At 72.4% G+C, this 16,320-nt stretch carries 15 protein-coding genes and 1 pseudogene; 11 read left to right on the forward strand and 5 right to left on the reverse strand.

Annotation, left to right across the window (positions count from 1 at the left end):
- The 11 genes and pseudogenes from DLJ59_RS13245 to DLJ59_RS37375 all read left to right on the forward strand — a co-directional run.
- On the forward strand, positions 1-702 hold a 702-nt coding region (locus DLJ59_RS13245), incomplete at its 5' end, for a hypothetical protein (RefSeq protein ID WP_124772819.1).
- The gene (locus tag DLJ59_RS13250) at positions 699-1,358 is read left to right on the forward strand and encodes an SAF domain-containing protein (RefSeq protein WP_124772820.1); all 660 of its coding nucleotides are present in this window, start codon (positions 699-701) and stop codon (positions 1,356-1,358) included. The genes DLJ59_RS13245 and DLJ59_RS13250, both read left to right, overlap by 4 nt.
- 2 nt (positions 1,359-1,360) lie before the next feature.
- The gene (locus DLJ59_RS13255) at positions 1,361-2,161 is read left to right on the forward strand and encodes a CpaE/TadZ family protein (protein WP_124772821.1); all 801 of its coding nucleotides are present in this window, start codon (positions 1,361-1,363) and stop codon (positions 2,159-2,161) included.
- Entirely contained in the window at positions 2,151-3,686 is a 1,536-nt protein-coding gene (locus DLJ59_RS13260) for a TadA family conjugal transfer-associated ATPase (protein WP_124772822.1), read from the forward strand. Before DLJ59_RS13255 ends, DLJ59_RS13260 begins: the two co-directional genes overlap by 11 nt.
- A gap of 4 nt (positions 3,687-3,690) precedes the next feature.
- A complete protein-coding gene (locus tag DLJ59_RS13265) occupies positions 3,691-4,593 on the forward strand; it encodes a type II secretion system F family protein (protein ID WP_124772823.1) in 903 nt (300 codons plus the stop codon).
- 5 nt (positions 4,594-4,598) lie between these two features.
- Positions 4,599-5,468, forward strand: a complete 870-nt coding sequence (locus DLJ59_RS13270) for a type II secretion system F family protein (RefSeq protein WP_124772843.1) — start codon at positions 4,599-4,601, stop codon at positions 5,466-5,468.
- A gap of 24 nt (positions 5,469-5,492) precedes the next feature.
- Positions 5,493-5,699: a hypothetical protein gene (locus DLJ59_RS13275; protein WP_124772824.1), complete on the forward strand. Its 207-nt coding sequence runs from the start codon at positions 5,493-5,495 to the stop codon at positions 5,697-5,699.
- Between the two features lie 5 nt (positions 5,700-5,704).
- Positions 5,705-6,148 carry a TadE/TadG family type IV pilus assembly protein gene (locus DLJ59_RS13280; protein WP_124772825.1) on the forward strand — a complete coding sequence of 148 codons (444 nt, stop codon included), beginning with the start codon at positions 5,705-5,707 and terminating at the stop codon, positions 6,146-6,148.
- Entirely contained in the window at positions 6,145-6,615 is a 471-nt protein-coding gene (locus tag DLJ59_RS13285) for a TadE/TadG family type IV pilus assembly protein (protein WP_124772826.1), read from the forward strand. The genes DLJ59_RS13280 and DLJ59_RS13285 overlap by 4 nt, the downstream gene beginning before the upstream one ends.
- Entirely contained in the window at positions 6,612-7,061 is a 450-nt protein-coding gene (locus DLJ59_RS13290; RefSeq protein WP_124772827.1) for a pilus assembly protein TadG-related protein, read from the forward strand. The genes DLJ59_RS13285 and DLJ59_RS13290 overlap by 4 nt, the downstream gene beginning before the upstream one ends.
- A 14-nt stretch (positions 7,062-7,075) precedes the next feature.
- Positions 7,076-8,164, forward strand: a pseudogene (locus tag DLJ59_RS37375) (LysM peptidoglycan-binding domain-containing protein); the annotation flags it as partial.
- 777 nt (positions 8,165-8,941) lie between these two features.
- On the opposite strand, the gene DLJ59_RS13300 reads toward DLJ59_RS37375, so the two are convergent.
- From DLJ59_RS13300 to DLJ59_RS13320, 5 genes are all read right to left on the reverse strand, one after another.
- Complete coding sequence (locus DLJ59_RS13300; RefSeq protein WP_124772828.1) at positions 8,942-9,796, reverse strand: Rieske (2Fe-2S) protein; 855 nt, start codon at positions 9,794-9,796, stop codon at positions 8,942-8,944.
- A gap of 186 nt (positions 9,797-9,982) precedes the next feature.
- A complete protein-coding gene (gene mraY, locus DLJ59_RS13305) occupies positions 9,983-11,107 on the reverse strand; it encodes a phospho-N-acetylmuramoyl-pentapeptide-transferase (protein WP_030334519.1) in 1,125 nt (374 codons plus the stop codon).
- The gene (locus tag DLJ59_RS13310) at positions 11,104-12,501 is read right to left on the reverse strand and encodes a UDP-N-acetylmuramoyl-tripeptide--D-alanyl-D-alanine ligase (protein WP_124772829.1); all 1,398 of its coding nucleotides are present in this window, start codon (positions 12,499-12,501) and stop codon (positions 11,104-11,106) included. Before DLJ59_RS13310 ends, mraY begins: the two co-directional genes overlap by 4 nt.
- Positions 12,498-14,060 (reverse strand): UDP-N-acetylmuramoyl-L-alanyl-D-glutamate--2,6-diaminopimelate ligase, encoded by a 1,563-nt coding sequence (locus tag DLJ59_RS13315; RefSeq protein ID WP_208648666.1) that lies wholly within the window; start codon positions 14,058-14,060, stop codon positions 12,498-12,500. Before DLJ59_RS13315 ends, DLJ59_RS13310 begins: the two co-directional genes overlap by 4 nt.
- Before the next feature lie 52 nt (positions 14,061-14,112).
- The gene (locus DLJ59_RS13320; protein ID WP_124772831.1) at positions 14,113-16,320 is read right to left on the reverse strand and encodes a peptidoglycan D,D-transpeptidase FtsI family protein; all 2,208 of its coding nucleotides are present in this window, start codon (positions 16,318-16,320) and stop codon (positions 14,113-14,115) included.

The raw sequence follows: 16,320 nt of genomic DNA on the forward strand, positions 1-16,320 counted from the left end.
GGCGGGGGCGGTGTCTGCCAGTGGAACGGGCGGACCATCCCCTGCTACGACGAGGAACTGGGCTGGTTCAACAACGGCAACGGGTGCTACTACAAGCTGACCGACGGGTCGGTCGAGCCCGCCGAGGGTCACCAGTGGTATCTGGAAACCTGCAACGGAGGCGACGTGGGCGCCCAGGAGATGGTGCAGCTGGCCGATCCGCCCGCCGGCTTCGGCGCACCGCCGGACCCCGAGGAGCTGGCCCACCGCGCCCTGGCGTCGATCAAACTGCTCCCGGCGCGGCTGAAGGTGGCACCCCGCAAGGGCATCGGCCCGGGCCTGGTCGGCCTGCCCGTGTGGATGTGGGCAACCCCGGCAAAGAGCTACTTCGGCCCGCTACACGCCGACGCGTCCGACCGGGGGTTGACGGTCCACATCGAAGCGAAGGTCCGCCAGATCGTCTGGGACATGGGCAACGGCGAAGAGGTCCCCTGCGACGGCCCCGGGACCGAGTACCAGTCGAAGGGCGAGCGGGCGGGCAAGACCTCCCCGGACTGCGGCTACGACAAGGGCTACCAGAAGGCCGGCACCTACCGGGTCACCGCCACCACGCACTGGACGGTGACCTGGAGCGGCGGCGGCGAGAGCGGAGTGATCCCGCAGACCCGAAACAGCGACACGGTGACGATCCAGATCAACGAACTCCAGGTGGTGACCCGATGAGCCTCGCGACCCGCAACGGGACCGGATCCGTGGACGCGCCCGTCAACCCGCCCACTGTGGTCCGACAGCGGCGGGTCCGCCCCGGGCTGCTCGGTCTCGCCGTCCTCCTGATCGCCCTGGGCGGGCTGGGCGCGGCGTTCGCGGTCACCTCGGTACGGGCCACCGGCAGCTACCTGGCGGTGGCCCGCCCGGTGGAGGTGGGCCGCGAGATCAGCGCAGCGGACCTGGTCACCGTGCAGGTCGCCGGCGGTCAAGGGCTGCGCCCGGTGCCCGCCGGACGGCTCGACGAGGTGGTCGGCAAACGGGCCGCGGTCGCGCTGCTCCCGGGCACGCTGCTCACCCTGGGACAGGTCACCGACGAACCGCTGCTCGGCCCCGGCCAGCAGCAGATCGCGCTCGGTCTGAAGACCGCCCAGGTGCCGGCCCGCGAACTGCACCCCGGTGACAAGGTCCTGCTCGTCAGCACTCCCGACAACAACGCCGACGCGGGCAAGGCCGCCGCCGGCACCCGGTTCACGGCCACCGTCATCGACATGGTCAGCCCGGGCAGCGACAACAAGGTCCTGTACCTGGCACTGCTCACCCGTGACGTGCCCGCCGTGGTCGCGCTCGCCGCACAGGAACGGCTCGCCGTCGTGCTGACCGAGGCGGCCTGAGCATGGCGATCATCGCGTTGGTGTCCGCGAAGGGTTCCCCCGGCGTCACGACCTCGGCGCTGGCCTGCGCGTTGGCCTGGCACCGGCGGCTGGTGGTCGCCGAATGCGACCCGGCCGGCGGCTCGATCCTCGCCGGATACCTCGGCGGCCAACTGGACGGCCCGCGCGGCATCGGAGAGCTGGCCGTCGGGGAACTACGCGACGGCAACCTGGAAACCGAGTTCTGGTCGCAGCTGGTCGACCTGGACGCGCCCCGCCGGGAACGGCTACTGCTGCCCGGCCTCGTCGACCCGGCCCAGGGCGGCAGCGTCACCCCGCTCTGGCAGCGCTTCGCCGACTACTTCGACGCCCTCGACCGCGGCACACCCGGCTACGACGTCCTCGTCGACTGTGGCCGGCTACACGTGACCGGGCCGCCGTGGCCGGTGCTACGGGCCGCCTCGGTGGTGCTGTTGGTGACCCGGGCGCACCTGCCGGACCTCTCCGGCACCCGAGCGGTGGTCACCACGCTCGAACGGGACTTCGCCGAACACCGGGTGACCCCGGGCACCCTACGGCTGCTGCTGGTCGGCGACGGGCACGGACGGGCCGAGATCAGCCGCGCCCTGAAACTGCCGGTCATCGCACGGCTGCCACACGATCCGCGTACCGCCCGGGTGCTCAGCCTGGGCGGCACCGTGCGGGCCGGTCGGCCATTGATGCGCGCGGCGGCCGCGCTGGAGGTCCCGATCGGGGCGCTCCTGGAGCGGCGACGGGCCCGGTTGGCGTGGCCCGTGCAGCAGGGGGTGCCGGATGCGGTTTGAGCCGGTCTCCACCGACCCACGCCAACAGCCACCGGGCGTGACCTCCACCGCGCCGCCCCTGGCCGTGCCGAACGGCCGGCACCAGCAGTCCGTGCCGCAGCCGATGCCCGCGCTCACCCCGCCACCGGAGTCGCCGCCCCGGCCCCGAATGGATTTCCAGGTGGTCCGGGAGCTGCGTCGGGAACTCACCGAACGGCTTACCCTCTGGCAGCGCGGCCGGGAGTTCACAGTCGACGAGGAGGACACCGAGCGGGCCCGCCTCGCCGTCACGGTGGTCGCCGCGTACGCGGACTCGGTGCGCCGGGCCGGCACGCCGATGGCCGCCAGCGAGGAACGCCTGCTGCTCGACCAGGTGACCGCCGAGCTGGTAGGGCTCGGCCGACTACAGACCCTGCTGGTCGACGACACCATCGAGGAAGTGCACATCCTCGGCTGCGACCAGGTGCGCATCACCCGGCACGGCGGCGGGGTGGACTGGGCCGAGCCGATCGCCGACAGCGACGCCGAACTGGTGGAGATCCTCCAGGCGGCGGCCCGTCGGGCGGGCGCGACCGAGCGGTCCCTCTCCACCGTGAAGCCGACCCTGGACCTGCAACTGCCCGACGGCAGCCGGCTGGCCGCGGTGTTCCTGGTCAGCCACCGCCCGTACGCGGTCATCCGCAAACACAACACCCTGGACGTGAGCCTCGACGACCTCTCTGGCGCCCGAGGTGACCTGGACGAGATGATCGACCCGCTGCTGCGCGACTTCCTCCGCGCGGCCATCCGCGCCGGTCTGAACATCATGGTCGCCGGGCTGGCCGGCGCCGGAAAGACCACTGTCATCCGGGCGCTGATGAACGAGATCCCGCCCGACGAACCGTACGTGCTGCTTGAGGAGAGCCGGGAGTTGCTCCCGGCCCGCCGCCTGCAGCGGCACCGGGCGGTGATGAGCTTCGAGGCCCGGGAGGGGCACGGCGAACGCGGCTTCGACGGCCGCCCGGCCGGTGAGGTGACCATCGCCGACCTGATCCCGCTGTCGCTGCGGATGGGCGTCCTGCGGATCATCGTGGGCGAGGTGCGGTCCCGGGAGATCGTGCCGATGCTCCAGGCGATGACCACCAGCCGGGGGTCGATGTGCACCATCCACGCCCGTACCGCCGCCGGTGTGAGTGAACGGATCGTCGAGCTGGCGTTGGCGCACGGCCGCGAGATGACAGTCGACCAGGCCCGCCGGATGGCCGGCAACGCGCTCGACCTGATCGTCTACGTCACCATCGAGGACGAGACCGCCATCGGTGGGCGGAAACACCGGTTCGTCTCGCATGTGGAGGAGGTGATCGGGGCCGGCGAAGCCGGTCGGATCACCACCACCACGGTCTTCGGGCCCGGCCCGGACGGTCGTGCGGTCCCCCGGCACCTGCCGGAACGGGTCCGCGACCAGTTGCTGCGGGTGGGTTACGACGCGCGGCTGCTGACCCGATGGGTCGAGGCCGGTGCCGGTGCCTGGCGGCGGCCCCGGCAGACCCGACTGGCCGGGCGGTGACCTGATGCTCGGCAGCCTGGAAATGATCGCGGTGATCTCCGGGGCCGCCTGTGTGGCCGGGCTGCTGCTGGCCGTGGTCGCGCTGGTCGGCACCCGTCGGCCACCCGGGCCACCACCGGGCGGCGGGCCGGGGCTGAGCCGGTTGTGGCGCGGGCCGGGCAGAACTCCGGCCGAGCAGCGGGCCTACCAGGCACTGCTGATCGCCGCGCTGGTCGCCGGCGCGTTGTCGTTCCTGCTGACCGGGTTGCCGGTCGTGGGCCTGCTGGTGGCGGTGGCGGTGCCCGGCACCCCGTGGCTGTTCGGGGTGGGCAAGGCCGAGCAGCGGGCGATCTCCCGGATCGAGGCGGTCGGCGAGTGGACCCGCCGGCTCAAGGACGTCTCCGGCACCGGGCAGGGCCTCCAGCAGGCGATCATCGGCACGATCGGCAGCGTGCCACCCGGCATCGAGGACGAGGTACGGCTGCTCGCCGCCCGTCTACAGGCCGGCTGGCTGGCCCGATCCGCGTTGCTGGCGTTCGCCGACGAGATCGCCGACCCGGTCTGCGACCAGGTGGTCGCGGCGCTGATCCTGCACCTGTCGGACCGGGGTGAGCGGCTGGGTGACGTGCTCGGTTCGATCGCCGGCGCGGCGTCCGCGGAGGTGGCGACCCGTCGGGAGATCGAGGCCAAGCGCACCCAGCCCCGGTTCGCGGTCCGCTTCCTCACCGGGATGACCCTGGCAACCCTGGCGTACGGGCTGATCAACACCGAGTACATCAAGCCGTACGGCACGCCGCTGGGTCAGCTGGTGATGGCCTTCCTCGGCGCCGCCTTCATCGGCCTGCTGGCCTGGGTGCGGTCGATGAGCCAGCCGCAACGGCCGGCCCGGTTCCTGCCGACGCCCGATCCGACCGAGGTGATCGCGTGAGCGTGATCGTGAACTGGCAGTTGGCCGTCGCGGTCTGCGGTGGCGCCGGGATCGGTTTGGGTGTGTTCCTGATGGTCCGGGAACTGGCGCCGGCGACACCGGCGCTCGGGCCGGCGCTGCGCCGACTACATCAGCCACCGGGCACCGGCCGGGTCGCCACGCCCGCGTCCCGGCGACTCGACTCGCTGACCGGGCTGTCCCGTTGGCTGCGTCCGCCGCAGCGGCAGCTGGCCCTGATCGGCCAGACGCCCGAGCAGTACGCGCTGTCGGTGCTGCTCTCCGCGCTGATCGGGCTGGCCACGCCGACAGTGCTCGGGGTGGCGCTGTGGGTGCTCGGCGTCTCGCTCCCGCTGGTCGTGCCGGTGCTCGGCAGCCTCGGCCTGGCCCTGATGGGCGCCCTGATGGCGCACCGCGCCGTGCTGACCAAGGCGGATGCCGCCCGCGACGAGTTCCGCCAGGCCGTCTGCACCTACCTCGACCTGGTGGCGTTGCAGCTCTCGGCGGCGCACGGTCCGGTGCAGTCGCTGGAGCGAGCGGCGGCGGTCTGCGACGGTTGGGTGTTCGACCGCCTCCGGGAGTCGCTGCGGATCGCCCAGATGCAGATGCACGCGCCCTGGGACGAACTCCGCGACCTCGCCGACAAGGTCGGCATTCCGGAGTTGGGTGACGTCGGCGCGATCATGCGCTCCTCCGGCAGCGAGGGCGCGCAGGTACACGAGACGCTGCGCAGCCGGGCCGACTCGCTGCGCGACCAGATCCGCACCGACAACCTCGCCCGCGCCGAGGGGATCACCAGCAAGCTCGACATTCCGGGCGCACTGCTCGTCTTCGTGCTGCTCGGGTTCGTCCTCTACCCGTTCATCTCCCGTGTCTGACCCCGCCCCCTGAAGGAGAACGAGATGTCCATCCTCAGCTATCTGCACGTCGTGATGACGACACGCCTGGCCGAGCTACGCCGGGACGGTGAGCGCGGCGACAGCCCGGTGCCCACCGCCGTGATCATCGCCGGTCTGGTCGCCGTCGCCATGGCCGTCACCGCCGCTGCCCTGCTCAAGGCTGACGACTGGATGACCAAGATCCCGGACCACACGAACCCGGGCAAGTAGCCGGGATGCGTCGAGCCGCGTACCCGAGGTGGCGCCGGGCGGTCACCGCTGCCCGGCGCCGTCTCGCGGCCGGCGACCGTGAACGGGGCGCCAACCCGGTGGAGCTTGCCGTGATGATGCCGCTGATCCTGGTGCTGCTCTTCGCCTCGATCCAGATCGCGGCCGTCTTCCTCGCCCGCACCACCGCGTTGAACGCCGCGCAGAGTGGCGTCAACGCACAGCGGACGTATCAGGCGGACGACGGTGCCGGGGTGGACAGCGCGTCGCGCTTCCTCAAGGCCGCCGGCGGCTGGCTGGTGGGCTGGGAAAAGGCCGGCCTGACCTGCGTGACCACCCCGACCGAGGTGACCTGCACGGTGAGTGGCCGGTCCCTGTCGGTGGTGCCGGGCGTGGACTTCGCGATACAGCAGACCGCCCACGGGACGGTGGAGAGGGTGACCCTGCCATGACCCGGGCCGCCGAGCGGGGCTCGGTCTCCATCGAGGTGGCGGTGCTCGCGCCCGCGTTCATCGCGCTGATGGTGCTGGCCGGTGTGGTCGGGCGCAACGCGGTGGCGGCGGAGGCGCTCGACGCGGCGGCGCACGACGCCGCACGGGCGGCCTCGATCTCCCGGGACTCCGGCACCGCCCGGAAGAAGGCGCTGGAGGCCGCCCAGAACCAGCTGGACTGGCACGGCCTGGCCTGCGGCAACGACCTGAGCCCGACGTTCACCGGTGCGGTGGCCGGCAGTGACTCTTCCAGCTTCGACGACGCCTTCAGCAGCACGGTCGGCACGGACGCCACGGTGACGGTGACGATCAGCTGCCTGGTGTCCTTCAAGGACATCACCCTCGACATCCTGCCCGGGATGGAGAGTGAACGGGAGATCACCGGGCAGTTCACCTCCCCGCTCGACCGTTACCGGAGTCGGCAATGACAGCCGCGACGTCGACTCCCAGGTCCTCGCGGGCAGGTGAGCACGGCCGGGTGAGCATCTTCCTCGCGGTGACGATGGTCGGCGTACTGGCCATCATCGGCCTGTCCTTCGACGGTGCCGGGCAGCTCCGCACCCTGCAGCGGGCCCAGAACCTGGCTGCCGAGGCGGCTCGGGCCGGCGGTCAGGCCATCGACCGTGCCACCGCCATCGAGGGCGGGCCGAAACGGATCGACGAGCCGCAGGCGCGCGCAGCGGTCGCCTACTACCTGGCTGCCGTGGGCACCGCCGGCCACACCGTGAACTTCCCTGAGGTCGACGGGGAAACGCTGATCCGGGTGACCGTCTCCATCACCTACCACCGCTCGATGCTCGGACCGTTCGTCCAGGACAAGACGGTCACCGTCACCGGCGAGGCGACCGCGCGTGCCATCACCGCAGCACCGTAGGAAGGAAGGCAGCCATGCCCGTATCGGGTGGGTCCGTCGTACGGCGGACCGGACGGATCATCACCGGCATCGGCGCGCTGGCCGTGCTCCTGGTGCTGCTGGTCGGCGCGCCGATCGCGTTGCTCGCCTTCGCCGGCAACCCCCTGCCCGACCACCTCCCCACGATCGATGCGGTGGGCACCGCGCTGACCAGCCGGGACGACGGTCAGCTCTTCCTGCGGGCGCTGGCCGTGGCCGGTTGGTTCGGCTGGGCCACGTTCGCTTTCAGCGTCCTCGTCGAGTTGGGCGCACAGACCCTGCGCCGGCCGGCGCCGAAGCTGCCCGGGATGGGCCGCCAGCAGAGGGCCGCCGCCGCGCTGGTCGGCTCCGTCGCGCTGATCCTGGTCGCCAGCCCGGCCGCCGCCAGCGCCGCAGCGGTCTACGGAGCTCCGGCGTACGCGAATCCGGGCGCACCGGCCGTCACCACGCTGGCCGCGCCGACCCGCGCCGCGATGACACCGGACACGGCCGCGCCGGTGGCCCGGGGTGGGTTGCTCGGTATGGCCGGGGCAGGGCTCGCCGCACCCGGTGGCTCGGCGGCGAACGACGAGGCCGCGCCGGTGTACCGGGTGGCGCGGGGCGACTACCTCGGGGAGGTGGCCGAGCGGTACCTGGACGAGTTCGGCGACTACCGACAGCTCGCCAAGCTGAACAAGCTCGACGACCCGGACCGGATCCGCCCCGGCCAACTGCTCCGACTGCCGACCGAAGCCGCCGACCAGGGGGCCCGGCAGCACGCCACCGGCCGGCTCGTCGACCGACCCACGGCGTCGAAGCCGCCCGCTCCCCGGCCGACGACCGAGCGGTCCGCGCCGCCGCGAGTGGCCCCGGCACCACCCAGCGGTACGGAGTCAGCCGGCCAGCCACCCGCGATGACGGTCGGTGCGGCCCGGGCCGGTGCCGCCGACCGGGTGAACCGACCGCTGGCGGTCTCCGCCGTACTGGCAGTGGCGAGCATCGTCGGCGCCCAGATCGGCGCGGTCCTGGGGTTGCGCCGCCGGCTGGCCGCGCCCTCCCGCGCACCACGACGCGGCGCGGGGAGAAACGGCGGCGGCGCAGGCCAGAGCAGCAGCGGCGGCGCCGGCCGGCGGACCAGTGGTGGGGCGGCCGGTAGCGGTGCCGCCTGGGCTGCCAGCCGGGCGGCGGCGGCCATCGAGGCCCCCGCGACATCGAACGGCGACGCGGCACCGAGCGGGACCGACTTCGCACCTCGCGGCGGCGGAGCAACACCCTCCAGCAGCGGGTTCGCACCGACCGGCAGCGGCGTCGCACCTACCGGCAGTGGGTTCGCACCTACCGACGGCGGGGTGACGCCCGCTGGCGGCGGGGTCGGCTCGACCGGCAGTGGGGTCGCCTCTCCTGGCAGTGGGGTGAGGCCCGCTGGCAGCGCAGTAGCACCGGCCGGAAGCGGAATGGCCTACCCCGGCAGCACGGCGTTCCCGGGCAGCGGGATGGCGCTCTCCGGCGGCACGACACCCCCCGGCGGCGGAATGGCGACCGCCGGAACTGGCGGCTGGAGTGGTGACGAGGGCTGGGCCGGCGATGGTTGGGCCGGCGATGGCGGCGAAGGCGGACTGTTCAACGGTGAGCACGGCCTGGACTCCGTACCGGACGGACCGCCGGTCGGCCGCCACCGACGCAGCTGAGGCGATCGACCCGCGCGACGCGGGCGTCAATGCCTCCGGGGTCGCCACGGAGTGTTACCGGTGCGCCAGCGTGTCGCAGGCCGGCCCGCCCGGTGGAGTCACTGCGCGGAGCATCGCGCCGCCGGCCAGGGCACGGCGCTCAAGGCACGGTGGTCAAGGCACGGCGGTCAAGGCACGGCGGGCCAGAGCATTCGGTCAGGGCAGGCGGGTCTGGAGCACGCCGTTCTGGATCCGGGTGGGCAGGACCTGCTGGTCGTTGCCGGACGGCCCCTGCACGACCTCGCCGCCGTTGAGCCGGAACGCGCTGCCGTGCCACGGGCAGACCACGCAGGCGTGGCCGTCGATCTCCTGCACCTCGCCCTCGCCGAGCGGCCCGCTCTGGTGCGGGCAGCGCTCCAACATCACCGTCACCTCGTCACCGTGCCGGTAGAGGATCACCGAGATGTTGTCGTCCACCTCTCGGGTGATCAGGGTGCGTTGCGGCAGCGTCGCCATGTCGGCCAGCGAGTGCCAACCGTCGGTCATCCGGTGCAGCTCGGAGACGCTCTGGTTGACCTGCGCCCCCTGCTTGTACGCCAGGTGACCCCCGATGTACGCCCCGAGGCTCACCGTGGAGAGCCCGAGGAAGCCGAGGGCGCGGCCCATCCCGTGGCGGCCGGACAGCCGTGCGGCCAACGAGCCGGCGTAGAGCGCCATGCCAACGGTGTTCGCGGCGGCGTGCACCAGGCCGACCCGGCGCTGGTCCCGGGCGAGTGCCGCCCAGTCGTTCAGGCCGGCGACCGCCGCTGGAACCGCGCTGACGGTGCCCAGACCGACCAGCACGGTGGCGGGCCGGCGCTGCCCGGGCATGAGATCCAGCACCGCGGCGCTGATCCAGGCACCGACCGGCACCTGCACCATCGCCGGGTGCAGCGGATGCCCGAGGGTCACCCCGTGCAGCAGGTCGCGCAGCCGGCGCGGACGCAGCGTCCCCAGGACGACCTTCTGCAACCGGTCACCCGCGCCGTCCAGCCGGGAGTCCTGCTCAACTTTCGTCAAAAGTGCTCGCACGGGTACCGACTTCCCCGCGATCGCCGTCGCAAACCGACCAGCGGTGACAAACCTGCCGCCCCGCCTACGCCGCCGATCTTGCACTTTGTGTTTCCAGGATCCGGGGCAAAAGGCCACATAACACCAACCGGAAGTGCAAGATCGACGGACGAGGGGGGTGGAGCGCGGGGCGCGGGCCCTCGCGGGTCAGGTCATGTTGGCGAGGAACTCGCTGTAGAACAGGCCCAGGGCGATGGCCACGCCGATACCGGCGATGATCCAGAAGCGGACCACGATGTTGACCTCGCTCCAGCCGGCCAGTTCGAAGTGGTGCTGGAGTGGAGACATCCGGAACACCCGTTTACCGGTGGTCTTGAAGGAGATGATCTGGATCACCACGGACATCGTGATGATCACGAAGAGCCCGCCGATGATCGGCAGCAGCAGGATGGTGCGGGTGGACATCGCCATGCCGGCGATCAGACCGCCCAGCCCCAGCGCCCCGGTGTCACCCATGAAGATCCGTGCCGGCGAGGTGTTCCACCACAGGAAGCCCACACAGGCCCCGGCCGCCGCCCCGGCTATCAGCGCGATCTCCAACGGGTCGCGGACCTCGTAGCAGTACGGCTGGGTGTAGTTCGGGTCGGCGCACCAGTGCCGGTACTGCCAGAACGCGATGAGTGCGTACGCGGCGAGCACCATCACCGACGCGCCGGTGGCCAGGCCGTCCAGGCCGTCGGTGAGGTTGACGCCGTTCGTCGCGGCCATCACCACGAAGATGAAGATGATCACCGCGCCGACCTTGCTGACCTCCAGGAAGTCGATGTCCCGGATGAAGCTCAGCGTGGTGCTGCCCACCGTCTCGGTGTTGGTCGCCAGGCCCGAACCGTTGGTCATCGTGCTCGGGAACCACAGCGCGATCACCCCGAAGACCGCACCGACCAGGATCTGCCCGAGTAACTTGCCGCGCTTGTTCAGCCCGGCGCTGTTGCGCTTGCGCACCTTGAGGAAGTCGTCGAGGAAGCCCACAGCGCCGGAGAAGACCATCAGCCCCAGCAGCACCAGCGCGGTGATGGTCGGCTCCACCTGGGCGATCTGCTGATCCGGCAGGGTGGTCAGGGCAAGGTGCCCGGCCACGTACGCGATCACCGTGGCCAGGATGAAGACCACGCCGCCCATGGTGGGCGTGCCCTTCTTGCCCTGGTGCATGGCGGGGCCGTCGGACCGGATCGGCTGACCGGCCTTGAGCCGGGTGAACACCTTGATCGCGATCGGGGTACAGAAGAGCGATACGAGGAACGCCACCCCAATGGCGACGATGACCGCCCTCATCGGGTGGACTCCCCGTCGGTGTCGGCGCGCAGAGCGTCGGCCACCTCCCAGGTCCGGTACCGGGAACCCTTGACCAGGACGACATCACCCGGTCGTAGCTCGCTCCGCAGCACCTCGACGGCCGCCGCCTGATCGGTGAGCAGCACCGACTCTCCTCCCCAGTTCGCTACCGCTGTCGCGCCCTCGTGGATCGGCGCAGCCGGCTCACCCACCACGAGCAGCCGGTCGACACCCAGCTCGGCCGCGAGTTGGCCAACCTCAGCGTGGCCGTCGTACTCGAACGGGCCCAGCTCGGCCATGTAACCAAGCACCGCGACGGTACGCCGCCCCTGACCCATGCTGGCCAGCGCCCGTACCGCCACCGCCATCGAGGCCGGGTTGGCGTTGTACGAGTCGTCGATCACGGTCACCCCGTCGGGACGGTCGAAGACGTCCATCCGTCGGGTCGAGACCAGGCCCAACTCGCCGAGGGCCGTGGCCAGCTCGGCCAGCGGCATCCCCAGCTCCCGGGCGACCGCCGCCGCCGCGAGCGTGTTCCCGACCTGGTGACGGCCGGCCAGCCGAAGCCGCACCGACGCGCGCCCCTCCGGGGTGACCAGGGTGTACGACGGGTGCCCCCGCTCGTCGAGCGTGACGTCCTCGGCGCGCACGTCGGCGGCGGGCGCCTCGCCGTAGCGGACCACCCTCGCCTGGGTGCGGCTCGCCATCGCGTCCACCCGGGGGTCGTCGGCGTTCAGCACGGCCAGCCCGCCCGGCGGCAGGGCCTCGACCAGCTCGCCCTTGGCCTGCGCGATGGCGTCCTGCGAGCCGAACTCGCCGATGTGCGAGGTGCCGACGTTGAGCACCACGGAGATCCGGGGTGGCACCAGCTCGCACAGGTAACGGACGTGCCCGATCCCGCGGGCGCCCTTCTCCATCACCAGGTAGCGGGTCTCCGGGTCAGCCTGCAGGGCGGTGTACGGGTGCCCCAGCTCGTTGTTGAACGACCCGGGTGGCGCCACGGTGGCACCGAGCCGGGCGGTCAGCTGACCGATCAGGTCCTTCGTGGTGGTCTTGCCGGACGAACCGGTCACGCCGATCACGGTCAGCCCGGGCAGCCGGTCCACCGCCGCGCGGGCCAGTCGGCCCATCGCGGTCAGGGCGTCGTCGACCAGCACCATCGGCACCCCGGGCACCTCGCGGCTGCCGAGCACCGCCACCGCGCCGGCCTGGATCGCCGTCGCCGCGTAGTCGTGCCCGTCGACCTTCTCCCCCGGGAAGGCCACGAAGAGCGAACCGGGGCCCACCTTGCGGGAGTCGAACTCCACCGAACCGGTGACGGTGACGTCCGGGTCGGCGGCCACCAGCCGCCCGTCGACCGCCGCGGCCACCTCGGCCAGGCTCAGCGCGATCACCGCTGGCCCGCCAGGTCCCCGAAGCGGGCCCGCAGCGCCTGGGCCAACTCGACGCTGTCGTCGAACGGAAACACCTCGCCCGCCACCTCCTGGCCGCGCTCGTGCCCCTTGCCGAGCAGCGCGATCACATCGCCCGGCTCGGCCAGCCGAACCGCCTCGTCGATCGCGGCGCGGCGACCCGCCACCTCGATGATCCGCGCGGCCGTACCGGCCCGGTACGCCCCGGCGAGCACCTCGGCGCGAATCTCCCCCGGATCCTCGGTACGCGGATTGTCGTCGGTCACCAGCACCACGTCGGCTCCCTCCGCCGCGGCGGCGCCCATCACCGGCCGCTTGCCCCGGTCCCGGTCTCCACCGGCGCCGATCACACAAATGAGTCGGCCGGCGCTCAACTCGCGCAACGCGGCCAGCGCGGCCACGATCGCGTCCGACTTGTGCGCGTAGTCGACCACCCCGCGCACCGGTGCGGCCACGTCGACCAGCTCCAGCCGGCCCGGGACGCCACCACATTCGGCCACACCGGCCGCCGCGGTCGCCGGGTCCACCCCGGCGCCGACCAGTGCGGCGATGGCCAGCAGCGCGTTGGCAACGTTGTGCCGGCCGGGCAACGCCACACCGGCGGACAGGGCCACCCCGTTCGGGCCGTGCGCGGTGAACCGCTGCGCGTACCCCTCGCCGTCCACCTCGTCGGCCCACCAGGTCGCGCCCTGGTCACCGCTTGCCGAGTAGGTGACAGTGGTCGGCTTGAGCAGCGGCTTCAACGCCGGGTCGTCGTGGTTGAGCACCTCGACCTTGCAGCGCCCGTCGAAGAGCTGCGCCTTCGCGGCGAAGTAGTCGTCGCTGTCGGCGTGGAAGTCCAGGTGGTCGGAGCCGAAGTTGGTGTAACCCCCGACGGCGAACCGCACCCCACCCACCCGGCCCATGGCCAGCGCGTGGCTGGAAACCTCCATGACCACGGCGGTGACCCCACGCTCGCGGGCGGTGGCCAGCATGGCGTGCAGGTCGGGCGCCTCGGGGGTGGTGCGCACACTGTCGATCACCAGGTCACCGAGCCGGGTCTCCACCGTGCCGACCAGCCCGGTGGTGTGCCCGGCGGCCCGCAGCCCCGACTCGATCAGGTACGCGGTGGACGTCTTGCCGGCGGTGCCGGTCACCCCGATCACGGTCAGACCGGCGGTCGGGTCGCCGTACACGGCCGAGGCCAGCTCGCCGAGCACGGCGCGCGGGTCGGGCACCACCAGGGCGGGCAGACCGGCCTGCGCGGCCAACCGCGCACCGGCCGGGTCGGTCAGCAGGGCCACGGCGCCCGCCTCGGCGGCGGCGGCGGCGAACTCCGCGCCGTGCCGACGGGCCCCGGGCAGCGCCGCGTACAGGTCGCCGGGGCGAACCTCCTGGCTGGCGTGGGTGACCCCGGTGACGACCACCTCGGCGGCGTCCGCCGGAAGGTCGACGGCGAGCCGGATGGCGAGATCACCGAGCCGAACTCCGGTCACGGTACGTGGACGTGGATTGCCGGGCACGGCGTCAGACCCTACCCGGTCGTCCGGTTCCGGCCGCACAGCCGCCCCGGTGGTTCGTCGGCACTCACCGATGATGTCCCGCCATTGCTGCTCAGTGCGGATAGACCACAAACTTGGGCGCGGATCCGTCGGCGGAAGGCGGCACGCGGTAGTGACGCAGAGTGAACTGCATCATGTCCCGGAACGCCGGCCCGGCGACCGCCGCGCCCCCACCGTTGGGCGCGTACACGAAGACGGCGATCACGTACCGGGGGTTCTCGGCGGGAGCCATCCCGATGAAGGAGGACACCTCACCGGGCTGCTTCTTGCCGTTCACCAGCCGCCACCCGGTGCCGGTCTTGCCGGCGACCCGGTAACCGGGGACCGCGGCGGCCAGACCGGTGGCGCGGTCGACAGTGGTGACCGCCTCCAGCATGGTGCGCAGCGCCGCCGCGTTCTGCGGGCTGAGCACCGAGCGGGTCACCGGGGCCGGCGCGGGGGTGCGCTTGCCGTCCGGGCCGATCACCTCCTTGACCAGGTGCGGCTGCACGTACGTGCCGTTGTTGGCGATGGCGGCGTACGCGGCGGTCATCTGCAACGGGGTGGCGTCGACGCTGTGCCCGATCGGCACCGACCCGGCCGACGACTCGCTCCACTCGTCGGCCGGCAGCAGCCGCCCGCTGGCCTCCCCCGGCATCCCCTCGCCGGTGGGCTTACCCAGCCCGAACCGCTTCTGGTAGTCGATCAGACGGTCCCGGCCGAGCCGGTCGGCGACGGTGATGGCGCCGACGTTCGACGAGTAGGCGAGCATGCCCGGCACGCTCATCCGTTTGCCGTCGGCCGGATGGGTGTCGGGGAACCAGGTGTCGCCCTTCTTGATGGCGTTGGCGACGGGGAACGTGGTGTCCGGCGTGATCACCCCCTCCTGCAGCGCCGCGCCGTAGGTGATCGCCTTGTGCACCGAGCCGGGGTCGACCACGAAGCTGGTCGCCGCGTCCTCCCGGGCGACCGGGTCGCTCGGGAGCGGCTTCGCCGCGTCGTAGGTGGGGTTGCTGGCCTGGGCCAGCACCGCGCCGGAGGGAATCTCCATGACCACCGCCGCGCCAGTGCCGCCGGGCGCCTTGGCCATGCCCGCGCTGAGGATCTGCTGCGTGCGGAACTGCAGGTCACGAACGATGGTGAGGGCGAGGGAGCTGCCTGGCTTGGCGGGAGTGGTCTGGCTGTAGCCACCCGGGATCGGCGCTCCGAGGTCACCGAGGCCGGCCTCGTACACCCGCTTGCCGTCCTGACCGGCGAGCACGTCGTCGTAGCGGGCCTCCAGCCCTTCCAGCCCGTCCATGTCCTGGCTGGTGAAACCGATCAGGTTGGCCGCCAGGTCACCGCCGGGCACGTCGCGACGCTCGTCGCGGTGCACCCCGATACCGGGCAGCTCCAGCGCCTGCACCCGCTTGGCGGTCGGGATCTCCACACCCCGCGCCAGGTAGGCGAACGTGGACGCGATGCCGTTCTCCAGCTTGCGCGGCTTCATCAACTCCATGAGCTTCGACACCGGGATGCCGAGCAGCGGGGAGAGCGCCTTCGCGGTGCCGCCGGGATCTTCGACCTTGGTCGGGTCGGCGTACACGTACCGCGCCTCGACGCTGCGGGCCAGCGGCGCGCCGGTGCTGTCGTAGATCGCGCCGCGCGGCGCGGGCAGCTCGACAGTGCGGGTGCGGTCGATGACGCCACCCCCGGCGTACGCCGGCGCGTCCACTGCCTGGAGGAAGATCAGCCGGATGCCGATGACGGCGAACAGGGTCAGGGCGAGCACGGTGCCCAGCCGCAACCGCAGCCGCGAGTCGGCCAGCTTCGGTGGGCGTCGTGGCTTGCGGGTCGGCCGTCGGGCCGCCGGTCGGTCGGCGCGACGCGGCGCACGTGGCGTGGTGCGACGACGCGGCGGCGGCTCGTCCCCAGCGGGGCCACGGGGGGTACGCGGCGCGACGGTGCGCACCACCGCACCGCGTCCGGCCGCCGGAGCGTCGCGCCGGCCCGAACGGGCGGCGGCCCGACCGCCGTCGAGCACCTGCAACGCCGGCCGGAACGGGTCACCGGACCGGGTGCTGCGCGGCGTCCGGCGCTGCTCGGCACCCTGGCCGCGCGCCGGCGTGCCGCGCTCCTCGCGCACCGTGCGGCCCCTCGGGGTGTACGCCCGAGCGCCGGAGATGCCCCCGATGCCCGGCTCGCCGGTGCGCGGCTCGCCGTCGGCCGGGCCGGCATCACGTGCAGAACCGCGCCGGGACCCCGTAGGGTCCCGGCGCGGCTCGTCCGACCTTGGTGACAC

This window comes from Micromonospora inaquosa (assembly GCF_003857055.1).
Lineage (GTDB): Bacteria > Actinomycetota > Actinomycetes > Mycobacteriales > Micromonosporaceae > Micromonospora > Micromonospora inaquosa.